The organism is Microvirga sp. VF16, assembly GCF_016864375.1.
In the GTDB taxonomy this organism is placed as follows: Bacteria; Pseudomonadota; Alphaproteobacteria; order Rhizobiales; family Beijerinckiaceae; genus Microvirga.
The window spans coordinates 761,377-786,214 of sequence record NZ_CP069356.1 but is presented as its reverse complement, the minus strand read 5'-3'; the positions used below and the strand labels follow the sequence as shown (position 1 = coordinate 786,214).

Below are 24,838 nucleotides of genomic sequence, written 5' to 3'. Positions count from 1 at the left end.
TCCAGCCATCTGCAGGATGAGTGTGCTCCGCACTGGCAGACCTAAAACTTTTGCGGCGATGGCGGAGCCATTTGCAGCCAAGGCAACGCACCATGAGGACTGGTCAAAGTTCATGGGAGCTCCCCGAAAGAATCCATGGCCGCCGGACTAGCCAGGTCCACTACCAAGAGAGCGGGATAACGGACTGACATTCATCAGTCGCCCCTATGAAGGGGGTCCAGCTTGGCTCCCGAATAATACAGGCCATACTGGGTGTCGCGGGTGGATTGCTTCTTGTCCAGTTCGGCAAACTTCTCGCGCGCCTTGTCATATTGATTCAGATGGTACAGCGCCCAGCCGCGCAGCACGCCCAAGCCCTGGTCCTCCCGGGCAACGCCGCCTCTCTTGTCCAAGGTCGCAAGGGCTTCGCGATACTGTCCGTTCTTGAACTGCTCGACGGCTGCACTGGCCAGCTGGCTCGCCTGGGGCGACCCGCCACCTCCGCCGCCGCTACGCCGGATAACTCGACCGCCTTCGCCTGTTCCGCCTTGCGGTCGGTCATAGGTTTGCAGCGCTGCAACGGCAGCATATTGTGGGCCGTATTTTGAGACTGTCTTGCGGAACAGCGCTTGGTCTTTGATCCGGTGTGCGGCCAAGGCGAGCCCGAGCACGTTGGCTTCCGTCGCCTCCCAAGCAACCGATGTTTCAAACCACTGTCGTGCCTTGGGAAAGTTGTTCTTGTTGTAGTGATACCAGCCGAGTGCTTGGCCTCCGTTGACGGACTTCGTGGAGGAGACCACATCTTCGGTCCGCACCAGACGTGCGTCATCGAAGGGAGCCGGGTTCGGCTGCGTCAGCGCCGTCGCGACGATCTCGACAAAGAGCTTGGCGATCAGCGGCGAGGCATTCCGCCATTCATAGGCCACGGCCTCCGCGTCCTCAAGACGGCCCTGCTGGCGCAACGCAAGGGCATACCCTTCCGCCGCTTTGGGCAGCTTATCCCATTCCATAGCTAACTTGAACCAGTCTGCGGCTCCCGACCACGACTTCAGGGAGTAATAGTGCCAGCCCAGCAGGTCCGCATCGTTCGATCGCTTCTTCTGCTTGACCAGGCCCTCGAAGCTCTTGAGGTCCGCTGGCGGCACGGGCGTTGCGGTGGCGTCGGATGCCACCGCTCCGATCTGGCGTCTCAGGAGATCGAGTTGCACGCTTTCGAAGGCTTTCCCGTTATCCGTGCGGTACCGCGCAGCGGCCATGAGTGCTTTGACAGCCGGCACCGGCAGCAATTCCATGGCCTTTTGTACCGTCGCGAGGCGTTCCGCAGGATCAGGGCAGCGGATAAGAATGTACTTGTAGAGCTCCTGCGCCCGCTCCTCCTGGCCTGTCTGGATCAGAGCCTGCGCGACGCGCCACATGGAATCCACATCCGTGCAGATCAGCATGCCGGGGTGGGATTCCGCGATGGCGAGAACCCCATGCGCATCCTTGGCATCCGAGGCTGCGATCAACTGAGCGCGAACCTGCGCCCGGTCGAATTCCCGAACAAGTTTTCCCGAAGGACGCCAGCTCGGATCCGCCTTGCGGATATTCTCGACCGCAATCCGGATCTCGTCATAGCGGCCTTCGCCGAAGAGATCCCACAGCTTCTGCTCCACAGCTGGATCTCCGGCTTCGTTGAAGAGGTCGCTGGGCGGCTCCCATGATGGGTTCAGTGCCTTGATGCGCTTGATCTCCATGGATACGCGAGCTGAATCGTTCTGGGACGCGTAAAAGCGCAGGGCACTTTCATCGACATTCGAGGATGACGCGCGCGCGGGTCTCGCCGCCGGCTGTGAGATCGGGGGGGCTGTTGTCGCCTCCATGCCCGGCAACAGCGGTCCACCGCTCGACAGTGCCTTTGCGCCTGTATTGCCCGGCAAGGGAGCCTTGAGATCGAAAGGCGCATCGGCCGCAGTGTCATCGAGTTGGCTCAGAAGCAAACCACCCTGCTGGCTTGGCTTGTCGGCCGAAAGAGTCCCTGAAGCGATCAAAACAGAGGAGCCGATGCAGCTCAGGAGAAGGGCCATACGTTTCATAGACATTCCGGGTACCTTTCCTGAAGGGCGATCAGTGACAGAATGTGGAGGGTCATCGCGTAATAGCTGTCGGACTCGACCTTCCGCAGGGAAGGATGCAGCTTCTCCCGGTGCAGCGCGCACTTTGCGGACGCCACTACGGCCTTGAAACCTGTGCCGCCGAAGGTTTGAAGGGCACTGCCGGACGACAGTTCGACCTCGAAGGGGCCAAGGTTCAGTTCGTCGTTCCAGAGCCCGACGAAGGGACGCAACAGATCGGGCTGGGTCGCCTTGGCCCATACGAGATAGAGAGGAACGCGGATCGCGTTGTAACTGAATTTCGCCGGGAAGGCTTTGGCAGGAGCCGGCGGACCGGAGCCGATGGCAATCCAGTCGGCCGGGAGGCGAAGGGGCCCGAACCGGCTTTCCCGCAGCAGCTTCAACCCGGTCGCCTGGACCGCGGCCCAATCCGTCGCCGGATCGAGCTCCTTGAACCGCTCGAAGGCCGGAAAGACCCAATAGGACAGATTGAGCACCTGACCATCGGGATGGTCTTCCGGCGAAAAGCCGACCCGCCCCGGAAGCAAAGCGGGCCCTGCAGGCGTCAGAGCGATATTGGCCTGCCCGATGGCGCGCACAATGTCGCGGGCCGCCTCCCGGTGTTCCAGTGTGCTCCATCGTTCCGAAGCTTCCGCCAAGGCCCAGGCGATGAGAATGTCCCCATCGGAGGCATTGTTCTTGTCAGCCACTTTCGGCACCGAGCGCTCATCCCATTTCCAGGCAGCAAGACCGCTGGCATCGATGTAGAGCTCCCGCTTCGTCCATTGCCAGATCTCATCAAAGCCGGCACGGTCTCCGGCCTTGACGGCCATCAGCATGCCATAGCCCTGTCCCTCGCTGTGGCTGATGCGGTTCACGTCATCGATCACCCGCCCTGCCCTGACGAAACGCTTCTTGTAGACACCCCACGCCGTCTCGAGCCAGCTGGCGGCAAGACCCGCTCCTGCAGTCTGGGCTTTCTCAGATCCCGGACTCGCTGCTGCTCCCAAAGGGATGATGGCAGCTGAGATAAGCATCGCAAGACCGATGCCGGCCTGTCGCACCATCATGACTCACGCACTCCGGAAGAGCGCAGCGTCCACTGCATGAAGGCAGTCATCACAATGAACAGACCTAGCAGCACCCCGAGATAGATCGGGATGTTACGGGACAACCATCCCGCGGTGATCAAGCGGACATTCTGAAGGCTCAGCGTTTCCGTCGGAACGAGCAGGATCTGCTGCGAGACCCGGGTGCTCACGGAACCATCCTTGGCGGAATAAACGGCCGCATCGCCGACGAATTGCTGCCAGAGCGATCCGGAGAGGATCTCGGTCACCGCATGCGACAGATGCTCAGGGCTTGGCGCAACGAAGACAGTTGTCGAGCTGACATTCGGGAGCAGCTTGGCATGCCAGCCTTCCCCGAGGCCCTCCGTCCTGGCACCCTGTGCGACGACGAGCGTGCTCGTCTCGTCGAGCGGCAGATCCTCCCGTTGCGCGGGCTCAAGGAAGTTTACACGGCTCACGGTGCCGGCCACCAGCTTCGAGATGGATCCGAATGTCGACTGGACATGCCCTCGCAGCCAGTCTGACCCCTCACTGTCGAAGGCCTTCAACATTTTCGAGGCTTGCGACGGTGCTGCCGGAGAAGAGGCGAGCGTCAGACTGCCTGTGCTGTCGACAGGCACTCTCCCATTCGGAACATTCGAGGACAGTTCGATGGCTTCCCCGGCGGAGGCTACCTGCACTCGCGGCATAGCACTGGCCGCTTCCGGCGCCCGCGAGGCAGGCTGTCGCCAGATGCGTCTCAGCTTGTCTGGGTCGAGTCCGGCCGCCCTTAAGGTCGCCTCCGGCATGTCCTCGTAGGTGCCGAGGGCGAGCACATGGGGCGTTCCTGCGGGAACCAGATCGAAGGCGAACCGAGCCCTGGCTTCGCGACGCGAGACACTCGCCATCTTAGCCAGGGCTGTCAATGCCGTCTCTACAGCCTCAGGCCGGGCTTTCGGCACGAAAACCATCAGATCGTTTGCATCGGACAAGCGGGCGAGGCCGCCAGGAATGATGGACGAGATGTTGGGCAGAGCGCCGACGCGTCCCAGTGTGGGAACCGCGATCTGGCTCGTGCCAGAGAGCAGGAAGCGCTCACGCTGGTCGACAAGAGCCTCCAGAGAGCACTTCTCATCGCCACTGGTGCGGGTCTCAGTCTCGAAGTCGATCGTGTTCAGCCCTGGCTTGAAGGTGCTGATCGGCAGATGAAAGGATCGTTTGTTGAGGATATCGCCGGCCGAGTTCGCCATTGGGGCATCCGCAATCGCTGTGCCATTCACGCGAATGATCATCTTGTTCGTCGGCAAAAGACCGGCGGCATAGACCGCATCGACAGCAACCGTTACCCGATCATAATCGGCAGCCAAGAGGTCAGCCGGCATCTGGATCCGAACCGTCTGGCGGTGGAGACGCCCGCGGAAAGGTTCAGACTCGAGTCCAAGATCCGTAAGTGTGATGGTTTCCCCGCCCTCAACCTGCCAGCCGCTCGCCTTCTTGAGTGCGCGAAGTCCAGCCGGCGAGCCCTGCGGTGCGGATGCTTGAGCCTGCTGTGACAGGTCATCCAGGGCGGTATCAACTTCTGCAGCAGTGTCGCCCGTCACGATCAGCATCACATTGCCGCTTCGGCTATTGTGCTGGATCTGATGACGCGGCCCGACGCCGGGAACTTTCAACCCCATGGAGCGAGCGATCTCAGGAGCTGCGCCGACGATGACGTCGAGCCCTGGTTCGCTCTTCAACTCCGAAGCCAGCTCCACTCTGGGAGTGGTGAAGTGACCGAACATCACCGCCGACTGAACGGCGCGAGAGGCTTGGTTCAGCTCGGAAGGTGCGCGGCTGTCGGGAACTTTGATGCGGATTGGAACAGCTCCATCCCGTCCCGGATTCACGGCAGCAAGATCCTGCAGACTGCGGATTTCTCCAGATGCTCCTGCAAAGGACAAGGCGCTTTGCTCCGGCATCAATTGCGTCCACAGCTCGTAGGTCGAGTTGACGGAGCAGTCCACGCGGTGGGTTTGGCGGACGCTGACCCGAACCGAGTTGAATCCGGCCTGCAAGATTCCGATCGGAACGTTGAGATTCAGGATCTCTGTCTGGTTCGCGTTCTGAACCGAGGTCTCGCCGACGACGATGTCATTGATCTTGATGGTAAGCCGGAAGGTTTCCGGCATCACCGAGATTGCGTTGCGGTAAGCCAGCTGGAACTTGCTCATGCGAGTAGCCTCGCCGGCCGTCAGGAAGATGGGAAACTCGCGGCTTGCCGCCTCCCCGATCAGGCGGGCGTCCTCACCAGCAATGGGAAGAGGTCGGCTCCATTCAGGTGCAGCGGGCGTCAAGGAGGTAAGGCTAGCCCCCCCTTGGTTGCGCGGAGCGTCCGAGGCTCCAGCACTGGTTGCAGTAGCCAATATGAAGATAGCGACCGCCGATAAAAGGCGCATTGGACACTCCTGAGAGGCTAAAGAGAAAGGGAAGAGGTCACTGACGAAGCGATTTACGACCCTGAGGTTGCAGGAGACTCAGCCCCTCCTCCTCGACGGAACAGGGCGAAACTCACCCCGCGGAAGGTATGCCCGAGTCCCCAAGCCATGACTTCGATGGTGCCGGCCAGAATGCTCCTGGTGCGCTGACGGCTCATGCGTGCGTTGCGCAGCAGCCTCAGGTCTCCGAACATCAACGCCGAAATGGTGCTGTATTGCGACGGCTGCAGGTGGCCGAAGCTCAAGCCGACCAGCTGACCGTCCTTTTCAAAGCGCACATTGGCGAGTTTCACCGGCAGGACTGAACTCACCTCCCGTCCGGTGGGAGAAGCCACAGCTAAGTGGGCTTGAGACTGCATGCGTAGGGGGCTGGTTCCCGGAACCCGGATCAGCATGCCGCCCTGCGAGATGTCGACGATCTGGGCCGTGAGGTTCACGCTGTCGATCTGGAGCAGACCGCGCCCTTGAGTGGGCACCCGGTGCGTCGTCCGGCGTTCGCGACGCTCAGACACGACACCCAAGGCCAAGCCTGCCATGAAGAGGTTGAACAGGTTCCACAACCCAGCAATCACCAGAATGCCCGCCGATTCGGGTTCATACTGAAGCCGGTAGATCACCGTCACCGCGCCAGCGAGGAGAACCCCGAAGATTGCGAAATAAGGCCAAGCCAGATTCGAAAGATAGTCCTCCCCCGTTGCACCGCCCTTGGCCGTGACATTGAACGTCGGTCGGCGCGGATTCCTGATGACACTTAGGATTGCCGGCAGCAGGTAAACCGACTGAACATATTCGTAGAGCTCAGAGACCCAGGGCCAGCGGAAGCGTCCGTAGGCGTAGCTCTGAAGCAGGATGGCGGCCGCCAGGTATGCGCACGTATAGGCTCCGAACTCGCCAACGGTGGCGTTGTAGACCTTCAGATCGAAGAAGATGAACAGAAGCGGCGCGAAGATGAAGGTCATGCGCGGGATCGGGAAGAGCCAGAACATGCAGCTCGAGAGATAGCAGGCTCGCTGCGCCAGGGTCAGGCCCCGCTTGAGGACGGGGTTCTTCATCATGAAGATCTGCATCATGCCCGTGCACCAGCGGGTGCGCTGGCCGATGAAGGAGCCGAAGGTCTCCGGCTGCAGTCCGGCAATCAAAGGCTTGTCGACATAGATGCTCTTCCAGCCAGTTGCATGAAGCTCAAGAGCCGTCTCGCAATCCTCGGTGATCGAGGTTCCTGCAAAGCCTCCGGCCTGCTCAAGGGCGCTCCGGCGCAGCACAGCAGCGGAACCGCAAAAGAAGGCTGCATTCCACTTGTCGAGCCCCTTCTGGATCATGCCATAGAACATCTCGTTCTCAGACGGCATGCGCTCGAATGTCGATAAGTTTTTCTCAACAGGGTCGGGATTAATGAAGAAATGCGGTGTTTGCACGAGGAACAGCTTCGGGTCACGGGCAAAGAATCCGACCGTCTCCGTCAGAAAGTCTCTCGCAGGAGCATGGTCAGCATCGAAAACAACGACCAGCTCTCCTTTGGAATGAAGCAGTCCGTTCGAGAGATTTCCCGCCTTGGCATGCACATTGCGCGCACGGGTCAGATATTGGATCCCCAATTCGCGGCAGAGCTTTTGCAGTTCCTCCCGGCGCTTCAGGGCTGCATCAGCAACGATGGGATCGGCGGACTGAACCTTCTGGTCGGTGCCGCCATCGTCAAGCAGATACACCATCAGCTTGTCCTGCGGATAATGCATGGCCTTCGCGGCGGACAGGGTCATTGCAAGGAGTGCAGCATCCTCGTTGTAGGACGGTACGAATACGTCAACCGACGGCGCTTCTCCGTCGGAAAGCCGCGGAGCGCGAGGACGATGGATCGGACGGGAGATGACGAACAGGCTCAGTCCCAGCATGACGACGCAGAACATTTCGGCCGCATAGATCATGACGCCTGGAATAAAGTCCAGGAGGCTGTTCGCGGCCGGCAGCGTCGCCGTCGTGCGCCAGTAGACGTAACGGAGAACCAGGAGAGCACCCAGCGCGAAGAACAGGTGGCGCCAATACCCTTGCAGATTGAGGATCTTGATTGCCGCCATCACGGCAAGACACATCGTGGCGATGGCCCATTGCGTTTCCGTTCCGACAGGCTGCAGTACCAGAAACAACGCCAATGTTAATGTCAGCAAATAGAGTCCAAGCGATAGCGCCCGCAACATTGCCCCTCCAAAAATCACTAAGATTTGGGTGATTCCGTGCGCTCAAGGTAGGCTAAGAGGTGATTGCGGAACTATTCCTCAAAAAGGTCTCTTACGGAGTTTGTGTTGGTAGTCCAAAATTGGATCACGGTCTTCTTGGTACTACTTATGATAAATCGACCAATAATTCCTCCCGGTTGCTCAGGAAATGCCCAAATGGTGCTCCTTTCTCGAGCACATCAACAGCGCTGAACCGGATCGACCTCGCTAGGAATTGGCTGGTTCAGATGATGTAGAAATTGTCATCATTGATGGCGAGGCCGGCCTTGATTTTCGCGAACAGCACCGGCTTGCGGCTACCTGACCCATCCGGGTCATAGGAGAGGTAGCCGACGTTCTTGTTGTAGATGATGTGGTCGTTCACGTCCTGGGCCTTGCGGCCAATGGTGAAGAAGTCAGAGTTGAGATTACCTGACTTTCCCAAGGCCTTGAAAATCTTGTTCTCAAGCCGAATTGTATCATCCTGAACGCTGAAGTCTGTGATCGTATCGACATTGGACTTAGCGTTCGGTGTACTTCTAAAGATGAACGTGTCCCGTCCCCATCCGCCCGACAAGGTATCCTTTCCAAGTCCTCCGTCGATCAAATCCTTGCCGGCGTCACCATAGACCCTGTCGTTGCCGTCGCCGCCGTAAAGCGTATCGGCATGGGCGCCGCCATAGAGAGTATCGTGCCCGGTCTGGCCTTGCAGCCTGTTGTTCTCGGTCCCGCCATAAAGGCGGTCATTCCCCGCGCCGCCGTCTAAATAGTCTTTTCCAACATCTCCATAGAGCCGGTCACTACCGTCACTTCCATAGAGACTATCATTGCCCGCTCCTCCAAAGAGGCCATCATCGCCATTAGCGCCGTTCAGCAGATCGTTGCCGACATCTCCATACAGTTTGTCGTTTTCATTTCCTCCATCGAGATGATCATTACCGATACCTCCATAGAGATCATCCTCTCCGTTGCCCCCAAGGATGTAATCGTTTCCGCCATCCCCGTAGAGCGTATCGTCTCCATCGAGACCGTGGATTTCGTCGTTTCCCTGGTTTCCGGTAATGACATTCGAAAGGTGATTTCCCATAAGTCCGATAGAAGACGCGCCTGGGTCAGCCTTCAGATTCTCAAGATTGTACCCTAAGGCATATGACACACGAGTGACGACAGTGTCGTAACCACTCCTTTCATCTTCCAAAACCAAGTCCGAAGGATTATCGACCAAATAGAGGTCATCTCCGCCGCCGCCGATCAACGTATCGGCGCCACCTCCGCCGTCGAGTTCGTCTTGCCCCGGCGTCCCGGCAATCAGATTGCGGAATCCGTTGCCGATCAGAGACAGGGAGATAGCCCAAGGGGAAGCTTTAAGCTCTTCAATCTCCGTATCGGGCGCCATCGCAAAGCTGGCACTTGTCTGGATGATGTCATAACCGGCGCCCGCGTTTTCGAAAACGCGATCATCCTTGTGATCGACGATGTACATGTCATTGCCCGCACCACCGTCAAGCGTATCGCCTCCTTCAGCACCATCGAGCAAATCATCGCCCGCGTACGCCTCCATAAAATCCCCATGTGAGGAGCCCATGAGATGATCTCGGCCTGCCATGATGGCAGCAGCGGTGGCAGCGCCCTGCTGGTGGAAGTTGGCAAGTCCTCTATAGGTGAATTGAATGGCTTCACTCATTTCGCCGTACGTCAGCCAGGGCGAGCTCGCTGGACCGAAGCGCAGATAGGACACCTCTCCGGCATCCTCTGAAATGGATAGCCCCGCATAGAATGCGTCCGTGGGATACTGATAGATCATGATCTGAAAGCTTGCGGTCTCCATGCCAGCTTCAGTCCCATAACTTTGGCTGCCGCTTACGATGAATGAGAACAGCGCTTGCAGCCGCAGACCGACGGGCATGCTGCTATTGAACTTGAGAATGGCCATCCATGCTTTCCGGGAGTTTTCAGATGCGAGTCTATTGGAAGCCGGATTATCGCAGGCCCCGGATCCAGCGTCTTCGACAGCATTGGAGCAGATCCCTATAGAAGACGGAGTTGCAAATTCGGTCGATAACTCCAAATACTCGATATTGCATAGCCGAAAGAGTCCGGCTCTGTACCAGGCGGCTCCAAAGCATTATGGATGGACGGTAATGCCCCCTGCCGATCTTGCCGCTGATGTTTGCCACCGCGGTCGTGGTCTATCGGGTATTGATGGAACCATTCTGCCTCGTGTCGACGTTGTTAGGATCCGCAACAATGGCAAGTCCATCGATCAGGACTGGCCTGACATCCTCGGCGTCAGTGAGGGAATCGGCTGCTGCCACCCCGCGGTCGGAAAGAGTGCGCGCATTCTGCCGAATTTCCTCGACGCGTGCCGCTCACCGTGCCGTGTCTCTTGATGGTCCAGCATTGTGCCAATCATAGGATTACGGGTCACACAAATGAAAGAGCCCTCGCTCGCTTAGGAAGCAAGGGCTCTTGCCGCATTTGAAGGATGGTCTGCGCCAGCAGGCTTGCGGGCGCTCGTCCTCCTCGCCAGCGCGCTTAAAGTAGCCAGTCAAAAGACCCGGAGGGTGGATGACCTGGAGTGGCCTGGAAGCCAAAGGTCACTTCCTGACCCGGCGCGATCGTGCGGTTCCAACTTGCATTATTGAGCACGTAAGTATCGTCGCTGTGACTGACGATCTCCGCATTCCAGATATTGGAGATGTCCACTGGGGTCTTAAGCCGGAGGGTCCAAGTATCGACAGCCGTTGTTCCGGTATTCTTCACCACAACATTCGCCGTGAACCCGCTGCCCCAGTCGTTCACCACGGTTGTCGTTGTCTTCAGGGCCGAGGTCGCAGGTGTCGTGGGGGGGATGGTCGGGGGTGTCGAAGTACCACCGTCGTCGTTGATAATTGTGGCGGTCGCTGATGAATTGGCCAACGTTGCCCCTGTCGGACTGGACAGTGCGAGCTGAAAGGTTTCGTTCGCTTCCTGCAACGCGTCGCCCGTCAACTTCACGGTGACGGTTTTCCTCGTCTCGCCGGGGGCAAAGGTCAACGTCCCAGTAAGAGGCGTGAAGTCGCTGTCATTCGCGGTTCCTGTAACGGTCTTGTAGGCGACGGTCACGGGCGTGGCGGAAGCGGACGATAGTTCCACAGTGAAGACCGCATTGGTGGTCCCGTCGACCGTCGAGCCTCCGCCCCTAGTGTCGAAATCGAACATAATCGGCTGCAGTTCGGAGATCTTGTTCTGGTGGACGGATGTCCAGTCATCCTGCAGGATGCCGCCGGTGTCGCCGGAGTTCGGGTTCCACGACCACCAGGTCCAGTGGACGCCCTGTTGGCCCGCGGCGATGTCGCTCGTGCCATTGGCATCGAAGTCACCCGAGAGATAAGCCGTGATCGTGTCGAGCCAGGCCAGATCCTTCGGATCCGTCAGCTTGCTGCCGAACTCGCCGAGATACACCGGGGCGATGTTCTGCTTGTAGATGTAGCCCCACATCTGGTCGAACTTCGACGGCAGGTTGGCGGGAAACGCCGGATCGTTGAACCAGGGCTGGGCATAGATCGAGTTGGGATAATCGTGGGCCGAGTAGACCAGCCGTCCGGGGACATCGAGCTCAATCGGCCGGTCCTTCACGCCCATGAGGTTTCCGCCCCACCAGTAGGACTGGTTGTTGTACGCCTCGATGCCTTCGACGAAGATGAGCCAGTGTGGGTTGGCCGCCAGCACGGCATTGCCGGCCCGCTCGGCCGCCGCGGCCCAGTCGGTTGCGGCATTGCCGCCCCAGGTCGCCGGCCCATGCGGCTCATTGTGCAGATCGGCGCCGGTCACGGTCGGATTGCCGGCATAGTGCCGGGCCAGCATGGTCCAGTTGGCGATCCACTTCTGCTCGGTGTAAGCGCCCTCGTACCAGAGGCCGTTGGCGTTGGCGCCGGCCCCTGCGCTGGAGCGGTGGTGATCGAGGATGATCTTCAGGCCGATCTGCCCGGCATAGGCCACGATCTTGTCCATGATCTGAAGCCCGGTGAGACCGGCCAGATCCGGGTTCTCGCCGAAGTCGATGCCGTTGGGCGTGCTGCCGGCTTCAAACAGCTGGTCGGAGAAAGGCAGGCGGATGGTGTTGAACCCCAGATCCGCCATCTGCTGCATCATGTCCTTGTAGTTGCGCGCATGCAGACCGTCCGGGGCATAGCGGTTTGACTCCAGGCCAAACCAGTTCACGCCGGCAATCTTCACCCCATTGCCCGACGCATCCACAATCTGATTGCCGACTGTGTGGAAGAAGCCCTGGCCAGCGCCAGCCCCCGTTCCGGGCAGGGTAACCGGATTTCCCTCCTGAACGGAAATATCAGCCACCGTAATGGTCGATGTGGGAGCTGCCTGATCGTCATCGAGAATGGTTCCAGTTCCCTGCGCCTGGGCGATGGTTGCTCCCGAAGCGCTAGACAGGTTGAATTTAAAGGATTCGTTCTGCTCCGAGAGTATGTCGCTGAGGATGGAAACCGCGACCGTCTTCGAGGTTTCGCCTGGAGCAAAAGTCAGTGTGCCGGATTTCGGTGTGTAGTCGGCTCCTGCGACGGCTGTTTCATCTTCTGTCGCATAGGAAACCGCGACGGGACCAGTGGATGCTCCGGACAGGCTTACTGTGAACACCGCATTCATCGTGCCGCTCTGCCCCTCAAGGATGCGGACGTCAGACACACTCAGGGCTGCCATCGGTGCGGTGACATCGTCATTGGTAATCGTCACCGCGCCTTGCCCATCGGCGATGGTCGCCTTTGTGGGAGAGGAAAGGTCCAATCGAAAGGACTCATTCGCCTCGACAGTCGTATCTCCGATGACTGCAACGGCAATGGTCTTGCTGGTCTCACCTGGAGCGAAGGTCAAAGTACCGGACTTGGCCACATAGTCGGCGCCCGCCTGGGCTGTGCCATTGGCCGTGGCGTAGTTGACGGTGATCGCCTCGCTTGAAGCTTTGGAGAGCGAGACGGTGACCAAGGCGTCCCTCGAGCCTGTGCTACCTTCAATCAGGCTTACATCTGCGATGGCAAACGTCGGGAGGGTAACACTTTCGCCAACCTTCTGGCCGTTCACAATGTATCCAGCGGGCTGTGGAGCCGAACCACTGTAGCTGGCTTGGAACCCGAAGGAAGCCGTCCCATTCGGGCCGATGGTACCATTCCAGGATGCATCACGAATGACGTAATGGCTTCCAACATGGCTGACAATCTGGCCATTCCAGAGATTGGTGATCTCGAAAGGAGCGTCAAATTCAATTATCCAACCGTTGATTGAACTGGAGTTAAGATTTCTCAAGGAAATTGAGCCAGTGAGACCGGTGCTCCAGCTGTTATCAACCTTGAAATTAAGATTATAATCCATTTCCCCGCCACTTTCCCAAACCTGTTTCGCATCCATCTGAAGCAATATTAGCGTATAGTGTGAAATCTTCCCCGATTGAGGCAATTTAGTGTCTTAGATGCTCATAGTTTGAGCATTCTAATTGGAAGAAATGATCTAAACCTGGATATCATCTAGAATCAGGAAGAAAACTCTTAGTTGTATATACGCAGGAACATCGTGTTTTCTGTTGCGCGACGGAAGTACTGCTGGAACAACGCTATGCAGTTCTTGTTTGGCTAAACTCTTGCCTGCTTTCTTGGAGAGCATGAGGTTTTGTGGGGCAGATTGGTGACGGGTCGGCTGTACAAGGTTTCGAGCCAAACGAAGCAAAGCTGTTGGACACCTTCATTTGTCAAAGCGCACCTAATCCGAACTAGAGAGGCCGGACCTTCCCAAGCTCCGGAGATCCTGCGGTTCAAGACCTGGCTGCTCGGCATCAGCCCCATGGTCTGGCGGCGAGTTCAGATGCCAGCCAGCGTGATGCTTCGGGGGTTGCATGATGTCATCCAAGTGGCGATGTGTTGATACCGGAGTGAAACTGGTTCTCCCGCAAAGTGTGTGGTGCAGGAGTAGCGTGGCCGGAGCGGTCAGGATTTCTCGGACATGGACCTTTCCTTTGCAGGTGGCGCCATGTCCAAACGTCTTCTGCCTCTCGTCCCTGATGGCTTGAACGTGCTTCAGGTGCTGTCCAAGCCCGACAGCCTCACCATTGTCGCTGCTGCGCGACCAGCTTGGTGCCCGCCTAGAGCCGATCCGCGCAAGGTCAAACGATGTCGTCGGTCGCGCACTTGTCCGAGAGTTAATCCCCGTGCGCTGCCAGGATCATACCCTTGATTTCCACTTCATTCACGCAAGCGGTCTAAAATCAGGTTCGGCTATCCCTTTGCCTGGATCGGGATCATGTCACACGAGCGGAAAACCCAGTGGACGCATCGGCTCGAGCACCTGCATGCCTTGCGGGAGCGCTTTCTGGCAGCCCGCCGGTACGACCGGGCCTACGAGACCTACCTGATCATTCAGCACGCCTATGACCTCTGGGCGGATGAGATGTTCCATTCGCGTGGGTAGCTCTTTCGGCAGACCTTGCCTCCACTCCCATCAATTGTGGCTGGACGGAATTCCAGTGAACGCCGCCCTCAAGACAAAGCAACGCATCGAGCCGGTTGTCGTCCGGAGAGCCGCATCGGTGCGGGCCGAAACATCGGCGCGCACAAAGGTCAGGCACCTGCACTAGGTGAGCGGGTTCGCTCAGAGCTGCGGGGCCTCGAAGAACAGCGCAAACACACCCGCCCGGCTTAAGCACTAGAACAGCTTTCGAAACGTGAGGACTGCGCCTCCGACCCTGCACTCGGACGAGGGATTGCAATCCAAGGACCACACTATATTCTATATTTAGTAAGCGCTATGATTCCGAGGCCCGATATGTTGCGGCATGTCACGGATGAAGAGATTGAGCAGCGTGTCAAGGCCCTCCGACGGGAGCTTGGTCTCCAGAACCAGAGCCGCCCTGACATGATGACCGTGATCCAGAAACTTACGACCAGCTTTCGGCACTTCGCCTATCAGCGGGTGCCAGACGCCGAGATGCCCGATGCAGAGGCGCAATGGGAGGCCCGAAAGGGCGTCCTGCGGATCCGTGAGAGCGTCGTTGGTGCCATGCAGAGGGGTGAGCCACGAGCGCGAATGGCCATCGCCAATGAGATTGGGCACTTCGCCATGCGGCACCCGGGTGTTCGCAACAGGAGCACGACCCAACCGACAGCTGGAAGATCGTTGTTAGAAGCCAAGAAAGAGGAGAGTGAGGCAAGACGTTTCGCTGCGATGTTCCTGGCTCCTAACTATCTCCTCAGGTCGACCGATACGGTTGAGGATATTGTGGACCGTTTTGGACTGAGCTTTGAGGCAGCAATGATCCGCAAGGGCGAGTTCGATGCGTTTCAGCGACGGGCCGCCGGGCACCGGCGCGAGCTACCATCTGTCGTGGTCGATTACCTGAAGGATGCTCGGAGACAGGGCGCGAAGCTGCGGACAGACTTGAATTAGGGACCTCTGGCGTTGGCGAACGAACTGGTGCGGAGTACCGGACCCAGCTGGCGGTGCGGTGTAGGAACGCCGATTGCAATCGTTGAGCATCCGGTGCCAGGACGCGCCGGCTTTGGGTCGCTTCAAATGTAGAATCCTGGACTTGATTTGACAGACAGTGTCCGAGTTCATCCCGGCCAAGGATAGATCGCTTGGGGCTTGGCCATGCCGTCAAGCCCTGCGCCCCCGGCGCACCGCTGCGCGGCTCTGGGGCTTGCCCGCCGGTCCGGCCCAAGCCTTTGGGTTTTCACGCCGAGATGAACTGCTGCACCCATCACGTCTGATGGGATTCGATCTAACGCTGTCTGACAGGTCAAATCCTGACTTTTACACTTCAAAGAAGATCTGGATTGCTTCGGACAGCATCCAGCGCCGGATCGTCTCCACATTCGCAGCGATGCCGGACCGCTTTGCGAGCTTTTCAGGACATTCTAACTTTGCGGCTACAGTGAATTTCGTTAACATTTTTTATGGAACTTAAATTTGCGCTCGGGGGTGAGCCAGTCGCATCGCCGTTTTGCCCATCCACTGATCCTTAACAGTGTTCTGTCATGGTCCATCGAAACAGGATCGGCGTATAATCTCCTAAGGATGGGTCTGTGTCACTGCGCACCCTCAAAGTGATTTTTGGTGCCGTTACCGTCTGCTTCCTTTTGGCGAGTGCCTACATTGCGGTGCTGGTGACAGAACGTCAGAAGGTCCTGGGAGATATTACGCACTATAACCCGGCGTGGCAGGCCAGCCAGGCGGTTGCAGAGTTCATGCGCCTCGAGCGCCGGTTGGATGCTTTCAATCTCCCAGGCCGAGGCGTCGACAAGGGCGAAGTTGAACTCCGCTTCGAGATCCTACTCAGCAGAGTAAAGCTCCTCATCGAGGGCCGTTTCCAAAGCATCATTCAGGACGATCCTGATCAGCTGGCCACGCTCCACCGTCTCGCCGATGTCTTGGTGTTATTGCAGCCTCTTATCGCAGAACTCGAGCACCCTGGCTCGGTTCAGCAAGCACTTCAGCTCTTGGAGCCGCTGGAACCAAAGTTGCTGCAACTCGCATCCTACGCCCAGATCCGTGGAGGGGAGAGGATCGCCCAGGATCAGCAAGAGCTCAATCGCCTGTACTGGATCTTCTCGGGACTGTCTCTTGGTCTTATCCTGCTGGGGCTGATCCTGATTGGCCTCTTCAGCCGGCATAATCAATTGCTGGAACGGGCCCATAAGGACCTCCATGCTCTCACCGGTCATCTCGCCCATGCCGCCAGACACGATGCTTTGACTGGGCTAGCGAACCGCGTGCTTTTCCAGGAGCAGCTAGAGACGCATCTCGGCAGGTGGCGGCAAGAGCGCCTTCGATTTGCTGTCCTGTGCTTGGATCTTGATCGGTTCAAGAGCGTCAACGATACCTTAGGTCATGAGATTGGCGATGCGCTTTTGAAAATCGTCGCTGATCGCCTGCGGAACTGCCTACGCGATAGCGACACCGTCGCCCGTCTTGGTGGCGACGAGTTTGCCATCCTCCAGGAGATTCCGGGCGGGCTTGAACCGTGTATGGCCCTTGCGAGACACATTGTAGGGCAGTTGAGCGCGCCCTACTCTGTTGACGGGCGTGAGATCGTCATTGGGGTCAGCATCGGCATCGCTGCAGTTGAGGCAGACATTGTATCGTCCGACCAGATGCTGAAACGCGCAGACCTCGCCCTCTACGCGGCTAAATCCCAGGGGCGCGGCCTGTTTTGCTCGTTCGAACCGAGCATGGAAGCGCAATTGGATGCACGCCGGTCGCTTGAGATCGACTTGCGCACGGCTCTGGCAAACGACGAGTTCGAGCTGTTCTTCCAGCCCCAGGTTGATATCCAGCTCAATGAGATCAACGGCTTCGAGGCTCTTCTTCGCTGGCGCCACCCCAAATGGAGCAAGGTCTCGCCGGCAGAGTATATTCCGGTCGCTGAGGACATTGGGTTGATTTCACCGCTTGGCGAGTGGGTCATCCAAACGGCTTGCGCTGAAGCTGTCAAATGGCCACGGTGCATCAAGGTCGCCGTCAATGTCTCTCCGGTTCAGTTCCGGAGCGGAGGCCTTGTGCAAAGCGTGCGCAAGGCGCTGCAGAGTACGGGGCTCGCTCCAGGGCGGCTTGAACTGGAGCTCACCGAGACGTCGCTGCTCGATGAGACCGAGGCGACCATGGCGGCGCTGCATGAGCTGCGCCGGCTGGGAGTGCAGATTGCCATTGATGATTTTGGCATAGGTTATTCATCCCTCAGCTATCTCCGCAGTTTTCCATTCGACCGGATCAAGATAGATCGGTCATTCGTGCGGGATCTCTCGTCCCGGCGTGATGCGATGACGATCGTACGATCGATCGCAAGTCTTGGAGCCGGACTTGGCATGTCCACTGTTGCTGAGGGCATCGAGACAAAGGAGCAATTCCTCCAGGTCCAGACGGCGGGCTACACGGAGGCCCAGGGCTACTACTTCGGACGTCCCAGGCCGGCCCATGAACTGGTCTATTCCCTGGACCCAGCGTTATCGGCACCGTCAGGCTAACCGAAGGATGACGATGTCGGCTGCAAGCCGTGCATCTTCTCTGAGACTGCACGCTGCGCCGGGCCAAAACGCCAACTCGCTCTTGGATGCAGCGCGAGCGACGCGATAAGATAGCTTGTCCTGGAGATGGTGTGTCCAGCTCAGGACCTATGGCGTTCAGAACTCTGTTCACGCGAAAGAGATAACGGTCAGGGGCACGATCAATGAAGACATATTGCGAGTTTACGTTCGAAGCCGCGCACTCGGTGGCTCCCTATTCCGGGCTGCATGGACATACCTTCATCGTTAAACTCACCTTCGGTGGAGCCGCCGACGAGATCTATGGCTGGCCGGTCAATCTCTATGAGGTCGAGAACTACATCAAGGAGATCAAGGGCGAGCACGGATCGGGCCTCGATCACGGCAATCTCGATCTCAATCCCGAGATCGGCATCGCCTCGCTCGAGAACGTCACCACCTATATCTGGCGGCTGGTGAAGGCGCGTTTCCCGAATCTCGAAGAGGTCGAACTCAAGCGCGGCATGCCCGGCTCGACGGAAGGCTGCATCTATCGTGGTGAAGCTGCGAGCAAAGCCAGCCTCGCAGCCTAGCGCCCTATCGGCCTGTCCAATGGCGTGACCTCCGTCATGCCTTCTCAGGCGGGCCATCCCTTCATCCGTTCTGCGATCCAACTTGGCGCATTCCCCGGAGAACTTGGCTGAGGCCTCGCCGACTGTTGCGCCGCAGGTCCAGGAAAAACACGATCATAGACCCAAGTGAACACGAAGGCGTACAGGATGAAGACGAGGGCGAAGGCCACGTCCATAAGAAAAGCGTGGACCAGGCTGATGCCGAGATACCAGGCCAAGAGCGGCGTCAGCATGGCCAACAGCCCGATCTCAAACAGGACCGCGTGCAAGACGCGCATGGGGATGCTCTTGTCAATTGCGCCGGTGGTGCGCTGCAGGATGGAATCAAATGCTAAATTATAGAGGTATGTCCACAGGGTTGCGATGATCGCACAGGCAATCCTCACCACAGTGATGTCCGCCACCGACATACTGAAGGCCCACGCGCCAAGCGGGGACACAAGAGCAAGGCCGCCGAGTTCAAAGCTGATAGCATAACGGAGGCGATCCGAAGGTGCGCGCATGACCGAAATGCCTCAAGAGAAGGGGTGGGCTGAGCCACTCAGGTGCGGCAGGCCTACGCCGATCATGCCCGATCGAGGGCGGTACATTCCTGCAGGAACTCCCGCTTGAGGTCGGCATTCTCTGCCATCTCACCCCAATAGTAGGTGTTGACCATGCGGCTGCGGTGGCTGGCGCGCACGCCGCGCTGGGTCTTGCACATGTGCACCGCGCTGATGCGCACCGCCAGCCCACGGGGTGAAGTCATGTCCATGATGTACTGGCCGATCTGCTTGACCAGCTCCTCCTGGATCTGCAGACGCGAGGCGAAGTACGCGACAATGCGGTCATATTTGGACAGGCCGATGATCTTGCCATCAGCGGCGGGCAGGATGCCGATGTAAGCCTCACCGTAGATCGGCATCAGGTGATGCGCACACAGGGAGCGCACCTCAAGTGGACCCGTGACGATCAGTTGGTCGTAGTCTTGCGCGTTGTCGAACTCAGTGATCTTGGGCGGAGCGGTGTAACGACCCGCGAGGATCTCCTCGACGTACATCTTGGCGACGCGCTGAGGCGTCTCGCGGGTGTTGTGGTCGTTCTGATGATCGATGCGCAGGATGTCGAACAACTCCTCCAGCTTCCGGGCGGCCGCGGCGATCATCCCCTCGCGCTCGGTCTCGCTCAGAGGCTGGTCGAGCGTCTCGTTGCAGAGGCGTGCGAGATGAAGCTGGTGAGCATGGAAGTTCATAATGGCCCCTGCAGAGTTATTGGTTACTTATGTCGACTGACCGAAGAGATAATTGATGAACCAAGCAATCGCCACCCCGGCTATGATCACGACGATCATGAGGGTGATGCAGATCGCTTTTTCATGACGCACCCGCTGGGCCCGAAGGCCATCCAGCTTGCGCTGCTTCTCAAGCTCATAGGTTTTCATGGCCGTGCCCCCATCCATACCGTTACCAGCTCTGACGAGACCTGAGAAGATTGTCCCTTATGGCAAATTGTCCTAGAGCATGGTTGAATAATGTTGCGGAAGTCTTGTGCTGCGGGAGATGGACAACTGCCAAGCAAACGAAACATGCGCAACTAGCTGAGTCAAAATGAAGGATAATGCCGCACGTACCGACCCGTGAATTGGGGTCAGGTTGAGCCTCCGTCATTTGGAGGAGATGATGGCCGAGCGCGGCATCTTGGTCGACCATGCTACTGTCCCTTGCTGGACCGTCGACTATGCGCCACTCCTGCCGGAGCAGTTCAATCGACGCAAGCGGCCGGTCAGCGGCAAAAGACAGGTCGATGGAACCTATATCAAGGTTCGTGAACAGGGGCGGACCAACCTAGTGGGTCGTCTGCCATTGGATCTGGTATAGTGGCGTGCTGATCCTCGTGTTGCGAGGTGTGCCATGTCGCGCCACCAGAAAGACCCCTTGCGCCCGCTCACCGCGGAGGAGCGCACAGAACTTACTCGCCTGAGCCGTTCGCAGAGTGCCCCCGCCGCCGAGGTCGACCGGGCCCGCGCCCTGCTGGCCATTGCCGAGGGCGCCAGCTACACCGCCGCCGCGCGTCTGGTCGGGCGCGGCCACAATGAGACCATCTCGGCCTGGGTCAGCCGCTTCAACCGCGAGGGACTGGCCGCCGTGCGCCCGCACCATGGCGGCGGGCCACGCATCCGCTATGGCGCTCGGGAGCAGCAACGCATTCTGGTCGAGTGGGCCCGATCGCCCGAGCGCGAGACGGACGGCACCGCCACTTGGTCGCTGAGCCTGCTGCAGAAGGCCCTGCGCCGGGCGCCGGACGGCCTGCCGCGGGTGAGCCGGTTCACCATCGCACGCACCCTGCACGAGGCGGGCCTGAGCTGGCAGAAGAGCCGCACCTGGTGTGAGACCGGCGTGAGCCTGCGGCGGCGCAAGCGCGGGCTGGTGCGCGTCAGCGATCCCGATGCGGCGGTCAAAAAAAGCTGATCGAGCAGGCCTACACGCTTGGTGCCCACCTCGGGCTGTCGGTCTGGTGCGAGGACGAGGCCGGCCCGTTCCAGGCGGTGCCGCATCCGGGGACGTCATGGCAGCCGCAAGCTCACCCGGCCAGGCAACCCCACGAATACATCCGCGGTGGCACGACCAAGATCCTGACCCTGTTCCATCCCGCCTCAGGCCAGGTGCGGCTGCAATCCGCAGAGCGATGCACGAATGCGGTGCTGCATCCGTGGCTGCGCGAGCATCTGAGCGAAATTCTGGTGGCGTTGCCGGCGCCGGCTCCCCTGCAAGATCCCACCGCCACGCGCGCCGCGTGGCAGATGTGGCAGGCGGGCCTGACCCTGCGCTTCACCTTGCCAGAGGACTTGCCGCCGCTGCGGCTTCTGCTGGTGTGGGACAATCTCACCGGTCACAAGTCGCCCGAGCTGGTGCTGTGGCTGTGTGCACATGGCATCATGCCACTGTACACGCCCGTAGGCGGCAGCTGGCTCAACATGGCGGAGTCGATCCAGCGCGTGCTCAAGCGCCGCGCACTGGCCGGACAACATCCGCACAGCCCTGCCGAAATCGGGCGCTGGTTCGAGCAGACGGCACGGTGCTGGAATGCCCAGCCGACGCCGTTTGTCTGGAACGGCAAACGCCGGCAGCGGCGACGGCGCTCCGCGAACGAGCAGGTCCATCGCGTCGGCGGTTCCGGAGCGTGCACCTGCCAGCCGCTTCCTCAGCCGAGATCACAGGCGCCAGCAGAATGCCAGATCCGACGGCAGACGACCCACTAGTGGTACGAGTTTGAAGTTGATTTGCAGTTTGGCGATGGCGGGAGCAGTCTGACAGACTCTCTCCTGGGAGGCTGCCATGGCCCGCGGACCCAAGCCGGTTGCGTTGTCCCTCACTGCACCGGAGCGGGAAACCCTGGAGGCCCTGGTTCGTCGACGAAGCATCCATCAAGATGTCGCGATGCGGGCGCGGATCGTGCTCGCCTGCGCCGATTCTCGCGCCACCAACACCGCTATTGCTCGCCGGCTCGGCGTCAGCCGGCAGAGCGTCGTCACTTGGCGACAGCGCTTCCTGGCCCACCGCTTGGATGGTCTGAGTGATGCTCCCCGCTCCGGTGCGCCGCGCCGGGTCGGTGATGATGAGATCGAGCGCCTCATCGCTCTGACCTTGGAAACGCAACCGTCTGCCGCCACTCACTGGTCCACCCGCAGCATGGCCCAGCACGTGGGACTGAGCCAGACCATGGTCTCGCGCGTCTGGCGCGCCTTTGGCCTGCAACCGCATCGACAGGAGACGTTCAAGCTGTCGCGCGACCCTGCCTTTGTCGACAAGGTCCGGGATGTGGTGGGGCTCTACCTCAACCCACCGGATCGTGCGCTGGTGCTGTGCGTGGACGAGAAGCCGCAGATCCAGGCTGTTGAAGGCACAACGCCGCTTCTACCGATGCGTCCAGGACAGGTTGAGCGCCACAGCCACGACTACCGGCGGCATGGCACCACCAACCTGTTTGCAGCCCTGAATGTGAAGACCGGCAGCGTGATCGGCGCCTGCACGAGGCGGCATCGCAGTGAAGAGTTCCGCGCCTTTCTGGATCAGGTCGAGGCGTCTGTCCCGGCCGATCTGGATGTGCATCTGGTGCTCGACAATGCCTCAAGCCACAAGACGCGCCTGGTGCATGACTGGTTGGTGAAGCGGCCGCGCTGGCATCTTCACTTTACCCCCACCAGCGCCTCATGGCTCAATCTGGTGGAAGGCTGGTTCTCTCTTCTGACCCGGCGCTGCCTCCAACGCGGGGTCTTTGTCAGCACCGACAGCCTGAAAGCCGCAATCCACGCGTACATTGAGCAGACCAACCTGGATCCCAAACCGTTCATCTGGACCAAATCCGCTGACGAGATCCTCGCCAGTGTCAAACGCTTCTGCCAACGCACTTTGAACTCGCACCACTAGGTTGCGCGCTCAAGGCACGCGATCGCGAGGATAATTGCCCCGAAAAGCTGAGCCTGCAAAAAGAAAGCGCCCGTTCTTGTAAGAGGCGCTCTACGGTCCGACCCGTAGGGGCAGATACGGGCCAAGGGGTCGCGCGCATGGGCATAAGACCGGGTGCGGCCCTTTTTCATCGATGGCTTTGGCTCTTCTGCGCCCCTTGAAATCCGCCCTGACTTCATGACGCCAATGCTCGGGCTTGGCGCTGATCCGCTCCTCAGGGTAGAACCGCTTGATGTCGAGCGTGTAGCGCGCGCCGACCTGCAGATCGACCTCCTGGGCATCGATGTTGTTCAGGATCAGGGTAATCTCCTGTCTGCCTTCGGCACCGGTTCCCTCGAACTCGGCTTCGGTGCGGTGCTCGTCCTGAACCATGCGAACGAGCTTGAAAGCCATCAGGGTTTTCATGGGCATGATCTCCTCTCAGGAGGATGGCCAGCCCAAGCATCGACCAGGATCTGAGGCTTGTCATCCTCGCTGGCTTCCAGCTTCAAAATCTCCCCGAAATTTCGCGGAAGGCCCGTTGGAAACTGACGAGTCAACTCAAGGGTGGCGTTGCGGATAGGCGGGTCATCGACCGCGCGCTGAAAGCGAATTCAGGAGCATGAGAAGATCGGCGACATCAGTGCGCTGATCGTGGACAGCAGCGGCAAGATCCAGGCCGTGGTGGTGGGTGTGGGTGGTTTCTTGGGCATCGGCGAGCACGACGTGGCGTTCCCGCCAGACCAGATCAGGTTCGTGAATGGGCCCTGCGCGGTGGCAACCGCGACCAGCCCTAAAAAATACCCGCGAACCACCCCTGGAATTGGGCGCACAGAGGATACTCCTCCACGGAGGTGGCTGTTGCCGCATTCTGCTGGACTGTCGCCATCCGACTGCTGACCATCTCCACTCCCGGCGTGCCAGCCTGTCGTCCGATCGCAAGGGCGCCTTCGAGGATGGCCAGACGGTCACGGAAGGAGAGACGCCAACTCAGGCGCGCGGTGATGTAGGCCTCCCGCTCCTGCTCCACCGTTGGCGTATCGGCACAGGCCAGGCGGGTGACAAACGGCAGCAGGAGCTGCCGCTCCTCATTGTCGGCCTCATCATTCAGGTGCATCGCGAACCGACAGATCGGGCGCGAGAAGCAGTCCGGCATGTTCTCGACCGACCCGACAGCTTGGTATGGGAAGCCCGCCGCCACTATGGCCGCCTCGTTGATGCAGGTGCCACCGTCTTGGCCGGGGAAGGTGTGCGAGCCCTGTTGCAGTCTCCAGTGCAGGATGTGGTCGAAGCGGTCCATCGTGGCCATCCTTGTGGCGCACCCCCACGCGGGAATCGTGCTCCTTGGGCGTCAGTCCTGTCAATCGATCGGGCGCACGTTCTCCGGCCCCTCGTCGCGCCAAAGAATGATCCTGGGCGGCTATGGACCGATCTGGAATGTGTCGAGCTTTGGCGGATTGCCGTCGGTCACGAACGCTCCCTCGTACAGACCCGCCCGGGTATGGGCCACGCACTCGATCGTCGAGCCTCTCTTGGTCACGTCGCCAAAGCGGCAGAAGCCGATCGCGGTCTCCACGGTGGCATCCTCCTCTCGGACAATATTTGTCGTGTCCGCCAGGAACACCCGCTCGATGGACTGGATCACGTGGTCGGAGGCTTGTTCAAGCCGGCGGGCGCCGCCGCCGGCAAAGGACACAATGCTGTTCCCGGTCATGAACCAATACCCGCTCACGCCCGTACCGTAGTTCGTATTCACCAGGATGTTCTTGCATCCCCCGACGGGTCGTCCGGCCTGAACCAGCCGGGTGCATTCCCCGGAAACGGTGACGGTCTGGGCGAGCTGACCCGCTCTGGGTTTCGTCTTCGGCTTTCCCGAGGCGGCATCCGCACCGAGCGTGGCGGCCAAGAAGAATGCAAGGGCGAGAGACAGCGTCATCGCCTGCCTCCATCACAACCCGGCCCTAGATACTATA

Annotated in this window: 21 protein-coding genes and 2 pseudogenes; 10 read left to right on the top strand and 13 right to left on the bottom strand. The window is 59.4% G+C overall.

Annotated features, from left to right (window positions below; all coding sequences use genetic code 11):
- Positions 1–194: 194 nt before the first annotated feature.
- The 7 genes and pseudogenes from JO965_RS36050 to JO965_RS49750 form a co-directional block, all read right to left on the bottom strand.
- The gene (locus tag JO965_RS36050) at positions 195–2,060 is read right to left on the bottom strand and encodes a hypothetical protein (protein ID WP_203445646.1); all 1,866 of its coding nucleotides are present in this window, start codon (positions 2,058–2,060) and stop codon (positions 195–197) included.
- On the bottom strand, positions 2,051–3,142 hold the full coding sequence (locus JO965_RS36045) for a glycosyl hydrolase family 8 (RefSeq protein WP_203445645.1): 1,092 nt from the start codon (positions 3,140–3,142) through the stop codon (positions 2,051–2,053). The genes JO965_RS36050 and JO965_RS36045 overlap by 10 nt, the downstream gene beginning before the upstream one ends.
- Positions 3,139–5,559 (bottom strand): cellulose biosynthesis cyclic di-GMP-binding regulatory protein BcsB, encoded by a 2,421-nt coding sequence (locus JO965_RS36040; protein WP_203445644.1) that lies wholly within the window; start codon positions 5,557–5,559, stop codon positions 3,139–3,141. Before JO965_RS36040 ends, JO965_RS36045 begins: the two co-directional genes overlap by 4 nt.
- 53 nt (positions 5,560–5,612) lie before the next feature.
- A complete protein-coding gene (gene bcsA / locus JO965_RS36035; protein WP_203445643.1) occupies positions 5,613–7,790 on the bottom strand; it encodes a UDP-forming cellulose synthase catalytic subunit in 2,178 nt (725 codons plus the stop codon).
- Between the two features lie 262 nt (positions 7,791–8,052).
- On the bottom strand, positions 8,053–9,741 hold the full coding sequence (locus JO965_RS36030) for a calcium-binding protein (RefSeq protein WP_203445642.1): 1,689 nt from the start codon (positions 9,739–9,741) through the stop codon (positions 8,053–8,055).
- A gap of 602 nt (positions 9,742–10,343) precedes the next feature.
- Positions 10,344–12,788: a Calx-beta domain-containing protein gene (locus tag JO965_RS36025; RefSeq protein WP_246777098.1), complete on the bottom strand. Its 2,445-nt coding sequence runs from the start codon at positions 12,786–12,788 to the stop codon at positions 10,344–10,346.
- A 93-nt stretch (positions 12,789–12,881) separates the two neighbouring features.
- A pseudogene (locus JO965_RS49750) lies at positions 12,882–13,172 on the bottom strand (cellulose binding domain-containing protein); the annotation flags it as partial.
- Between the two features lie 309 nt (positions 13,173–13,481).
- On the opposite strand from JO965_RS49750, the gene JO965_RS49050 reads away from it, so the two are divergent.
- From JO965_RS49050 to JO965_RS36000, 5 genes are all read left to right on the top strand, one after another.
- On the top strand, positions 13,482–13,718 hold the full coding sequence (locus JO965_RS49050) for a plasmid pRiA4b ORF-3 family protein (protein ID WP_256451929.1): 237 nt from the start codon (positions 13,482–13,484) through the stop codon (positions 13,716–13,718).
- Positions 13,719–14,093: 375 nt separating this feature from the next.
- Entirely contained in the window at positions 14,094–14,261 is a 168-nt protein-coding gene (locus JO965_RS36015; RefSeq protein WP_203445640.1) for a hypothetical protein, read from the top strand.
- Positions 14,262–14,615: 354 nt separating this feature from the next.
- Positions 14,616–15,236: an ImmA/IrrE family metallo-endopeptidase gene (locus JO965_RS36010; protein ID WP_203445639.1), complete on the top strand. Its 621-nt coding sequence runs from the start codon at positions 14,616–14,618 to the stop codon at positions 15,234–15,236.
- A gap of 638 nt (positions 15,237–15,874) precedes the next feature.
- Positions 15,875–17,812: a bifunctional diguanylate cyclase/phosphodiesterase gene (locus JO965_RS36005; protein ID WP_203445638.1), complete on the top strand. Its 1,938-nt coding sequence runs from the start codon at positions 15,875–15,877 to the stop codon at positions 17,810–17,812.
- 203 nt (positions 17,813–18,015) lie between these two features.
- A complete protein-coding gene (locus JO965_RS36000) occupies positions 18,016–18,402 on the top strand; it encodes a 6-carboxytetrahydropterin synthase (protein WP_203445637.1) in 387 nt (128 codons plus the stop codon).
- A 44-nt stretch (positions 18,403–18,446) separates the two neighbouring features.
- On the opposite strand, the gene JO965_RS35995 is transcribed toward JO965_RS36000, so the two are convergent.
- From JO965_RS35995 to JO965_RS35985, 3 genes are all read right to left on the bottom strand, one after another.
- On the bottom strand, positions 18,447–18,944 hold the full coding sequence (locus JO965_RS35995; RefSeq protein ID WP_203445636.1) for a PACE efflux transporter: 498 nt from the start codon (positions 18,942–18,944) through the stop codon (positions 18,447–18,449).
- Positions 18,945–19,006: 62 nt separating this feature from the next.
- A complete protein-coding gene (gene folE, locus JO965_RS35990) occupies positions 19,007–19,672 on the bottom strand; it encodes a GTP cyclohydrolase I (RefSeq protein ID WP_203445635.1) in 666 nt (221 codons plus the stop codon).
- A gap of 27 nt (positions 19,673–19,699) precedes the next feature.
- Positions 19,700–19,861 carry a hypothetical protein gene (locus JO965_RS35985; protein WP_203445634.1) on the bottom strand — a complete coding sequence of 54 codons (162 nt, stop codon included), beginning with the start codon at positions 19,859–19,861 and terminating at the stop codon, positions 19,700–19,702.
- A 211-nt stretch (positions 19,862–20,072) separates the two neighbouring features.
- Here JO965_RS35985 and JO965_RS35980 point away from each other — a divergent pair.
- From JO965_RS35980 to JO965_RS35965, 4 genes and pseudogenes are all read left to right on the top strand, one after another.
- Positions 20,073–20,246 (top strand): annotated as a pseudogene (locus tag JO965_RS35980) (IS6 family transposase); the annotation flags it as partial.
- An 84-nt stretch (positions 20,247–20,330) separates the two neighbouring features.
- Positions 20,331–20,888, top strand: a complete 558-nt coding sequence (locus JO965_RS35975; protein WP_203445633.1) for a helix-turn-helix domain-containing protein — start codon at positions 20,331–20,333, stop codon at positions 20,886–20,888.
- A gap of 77 nt (positions 20,889–20,965) precedes the next feature.
- Positions 20,966–21,679, top strand: a complete 714-nt coding sequence (locus JO965_RS35970; RefSeq protein WP_246777097.1) for a transposase — start codon at positions 20,966–20,968, stop codon at positions 21,677–21,679.
- Between the two features lie 76 nt (positions 21,680–21,755).
- Positions 21,756–22,847 carry an IS630 family transposase gene (locus tag JO965_RS35965; protein WP_203445632.1) on the top strand — a complete coding sequence of 364 codons (1,092 nt, stop codon included), beginning with the start codon at positions 21,756–21,758 and terminating at the stop codon, positions 22,845–22,847.
- 90 nt (positions 22,848–22,937) lie between these two features.
- Here JO965_RS35965 and JO965_RS35960 read toward each other — a convergent pair whose 3' ends face one another.
- Entirely contained in the window at positions 22,938–23,297 is a 360-nt protein-coding gene (locus JO965_RS35960; protein WP_203445631.1) for a hypothetical protein, read from the bottom strand.
- Positions 23,298–23,477: 180 nt separating this feature from the next.
- On the opposite strand from JO965_RS35960, the gene JO965_RS49045 reads away from it, so the two are divergent.
- The gene (locus tag JO965_RS49045; RefSeq protein WP_203446702.1) at positions 23,478–23,765 is read left to right on the top strand and encodes a PRC-barrel domain-containing protein; all 288 of its coding nucleotides are present in this window, start codon (positions 23,478–23,480) and stop codon (positions 23,763–23,765) included.
- Here the strand turns inward: JO965_RS49045 and JO965_RS35950 are convergent.
- Together JO965_RS35950 and JO965_RS35945 are read right to left on the bottom strand one after the other, a co-directional pair.
- Entirely contained in the window at positions 23,659–24,165 is a 507-nt protein-coding gene (locus tag JO965_RS35950) for a hypothetical protein (RefSeq protein ID WP_203445630.1), read from the bottom strand. The genes JO965_RS49045 and JO965_RS35950 overlap by 107 nt on opposite strands.
- Before the next feature lie 120 nt (positions 24,166–24,285).
- On the bottom strand, positions 24,286–24,801 hold the full coding sequence (locus JO965_RS35945; protein ID WP_203445629.1) for a hypothetical protein: 516 nt from the start codon (positions 24,799–24,801) through the stop codon (positions 24,286–24,288).
- Between the last annotated feature and the right edge of the window lie 37 nt (positions 24,802–24,838).

Excerpts from the sequence above, each read along its gene's own strand:
- JO965_RS36050 (WP_203445646.1), bottom strand. The coding sequence starts at position 2,060 with ATGTCTATGAAACGTATGGCCCTTCTCCTGAGCTGCATCGGCTCCTCT.
- JO965_RS36045 (WP_203445645.1), bottom strand. The coding sequence starts at position 3,142 with ATGATGGTGCGACAGGCCGGCATCGGTCTTGCGATGCTTATCTCAGCT.
- JO965_RS36040 (WP_203445644.1), bottom strand. The coding sequence starts at position 5,559 with ATGCGCCTTTTATCGGCGGTCGCTATCTTCATATTGGCTACTGCAACC.
- bcsA (WP_203445643.1), bottom strand. The coding sequence starts at position 7,790 with ATGTTGCGGGCGCTATCGCTTGGACTCTATTTGCTGACATTAACATTG.
- JO965_RS36030 (WP_203445642.1), bottom strand. The coding sequence starts at position 9,741 with ATGGCCATTCTCAAGTTCAATAGCAGCATGCCCGTCGGTCTGCGGCTG.
- JO965_RS36015 (WP_203445640.1), top strand. The coding sequence starts at position 14,094 with ATGTCACACGAGCGGAAAACCCAGTGGACGCATCGGCTCGAGCACCTG.
- JO965_RS36010 (WP_203445639.1), top strand. The coding sequence starts at position 14,616 with ATGTTGCGGCATGTCACGGATGAAGAGATTGAGCAGCGTGTCAAGGCC.
- JO965_RS36000 (WP_203445637.1), top strand. The coding sequence starts at position 18,016 with ATGAAGACATATTGCGAGTTTACGTTCGAAGCCGCGCACTCGGTGGCT.
- JO965_RS35995 (WP_203445636.1), bottom strand. The coding sequence starts at position 18,944 with ATGCGCGCACCTTCGGATCGCCTCCGTTATGCTATCAGCTTTGAACTC.
- folE (WP_203445635.1), bottom strand. The coding sequence starts at position 19,672 with ATGAACTTCCATGCTCACCAGCTTCATCTCGCACGCCTCTGCAACGAG.
- JO965_RS35985 (WP_203445634.1), bottom strand. The coding sequence starts at position 19,861 with ATGAAAACCTATGAGCTTGAGAAGCAGCGCAAGCTGGATGGCCTTCGG.
- JO965_RS35975 (WP_203445633.1), top strand. The coding sequence starts at position 20,331 with ATGTCGCGCCACCAGAAAGACCCCTTGCGCCCGCTCACCGCGGAGGAG.
- JO965_RS35965 (WP_203445632.1), top strand. The coding sequence starts at position 21,756 with ATGGCCCGCGGACCCAAGCCGGTTGCGTTGTCCCTCACTGCACCGGAG.
- JO965_RS35960 (WP_203445631.1), bottom strand. The coding sequence starts at position 23,297 with ATGCCCATGAAAACCCTGATGGCTTTCAAGCTCGTTCGCATGGTTCAG.
- JO965_RS35950 (WP_203445630.1), bottom strand. The coding sequence starts at position 24,165 with ATGGACCGCTTCGACCACATCCTGCACTGGAGACTGCAACAGGGCTCG.
- JO965_RS35945 (WP_203445629.1), bottom strand. The coding sequence starts at position 24,801 with ATGACGCTGTCTCTCGCCCTTGCATTCTTCTTGGCCGCCACGCTCGGT.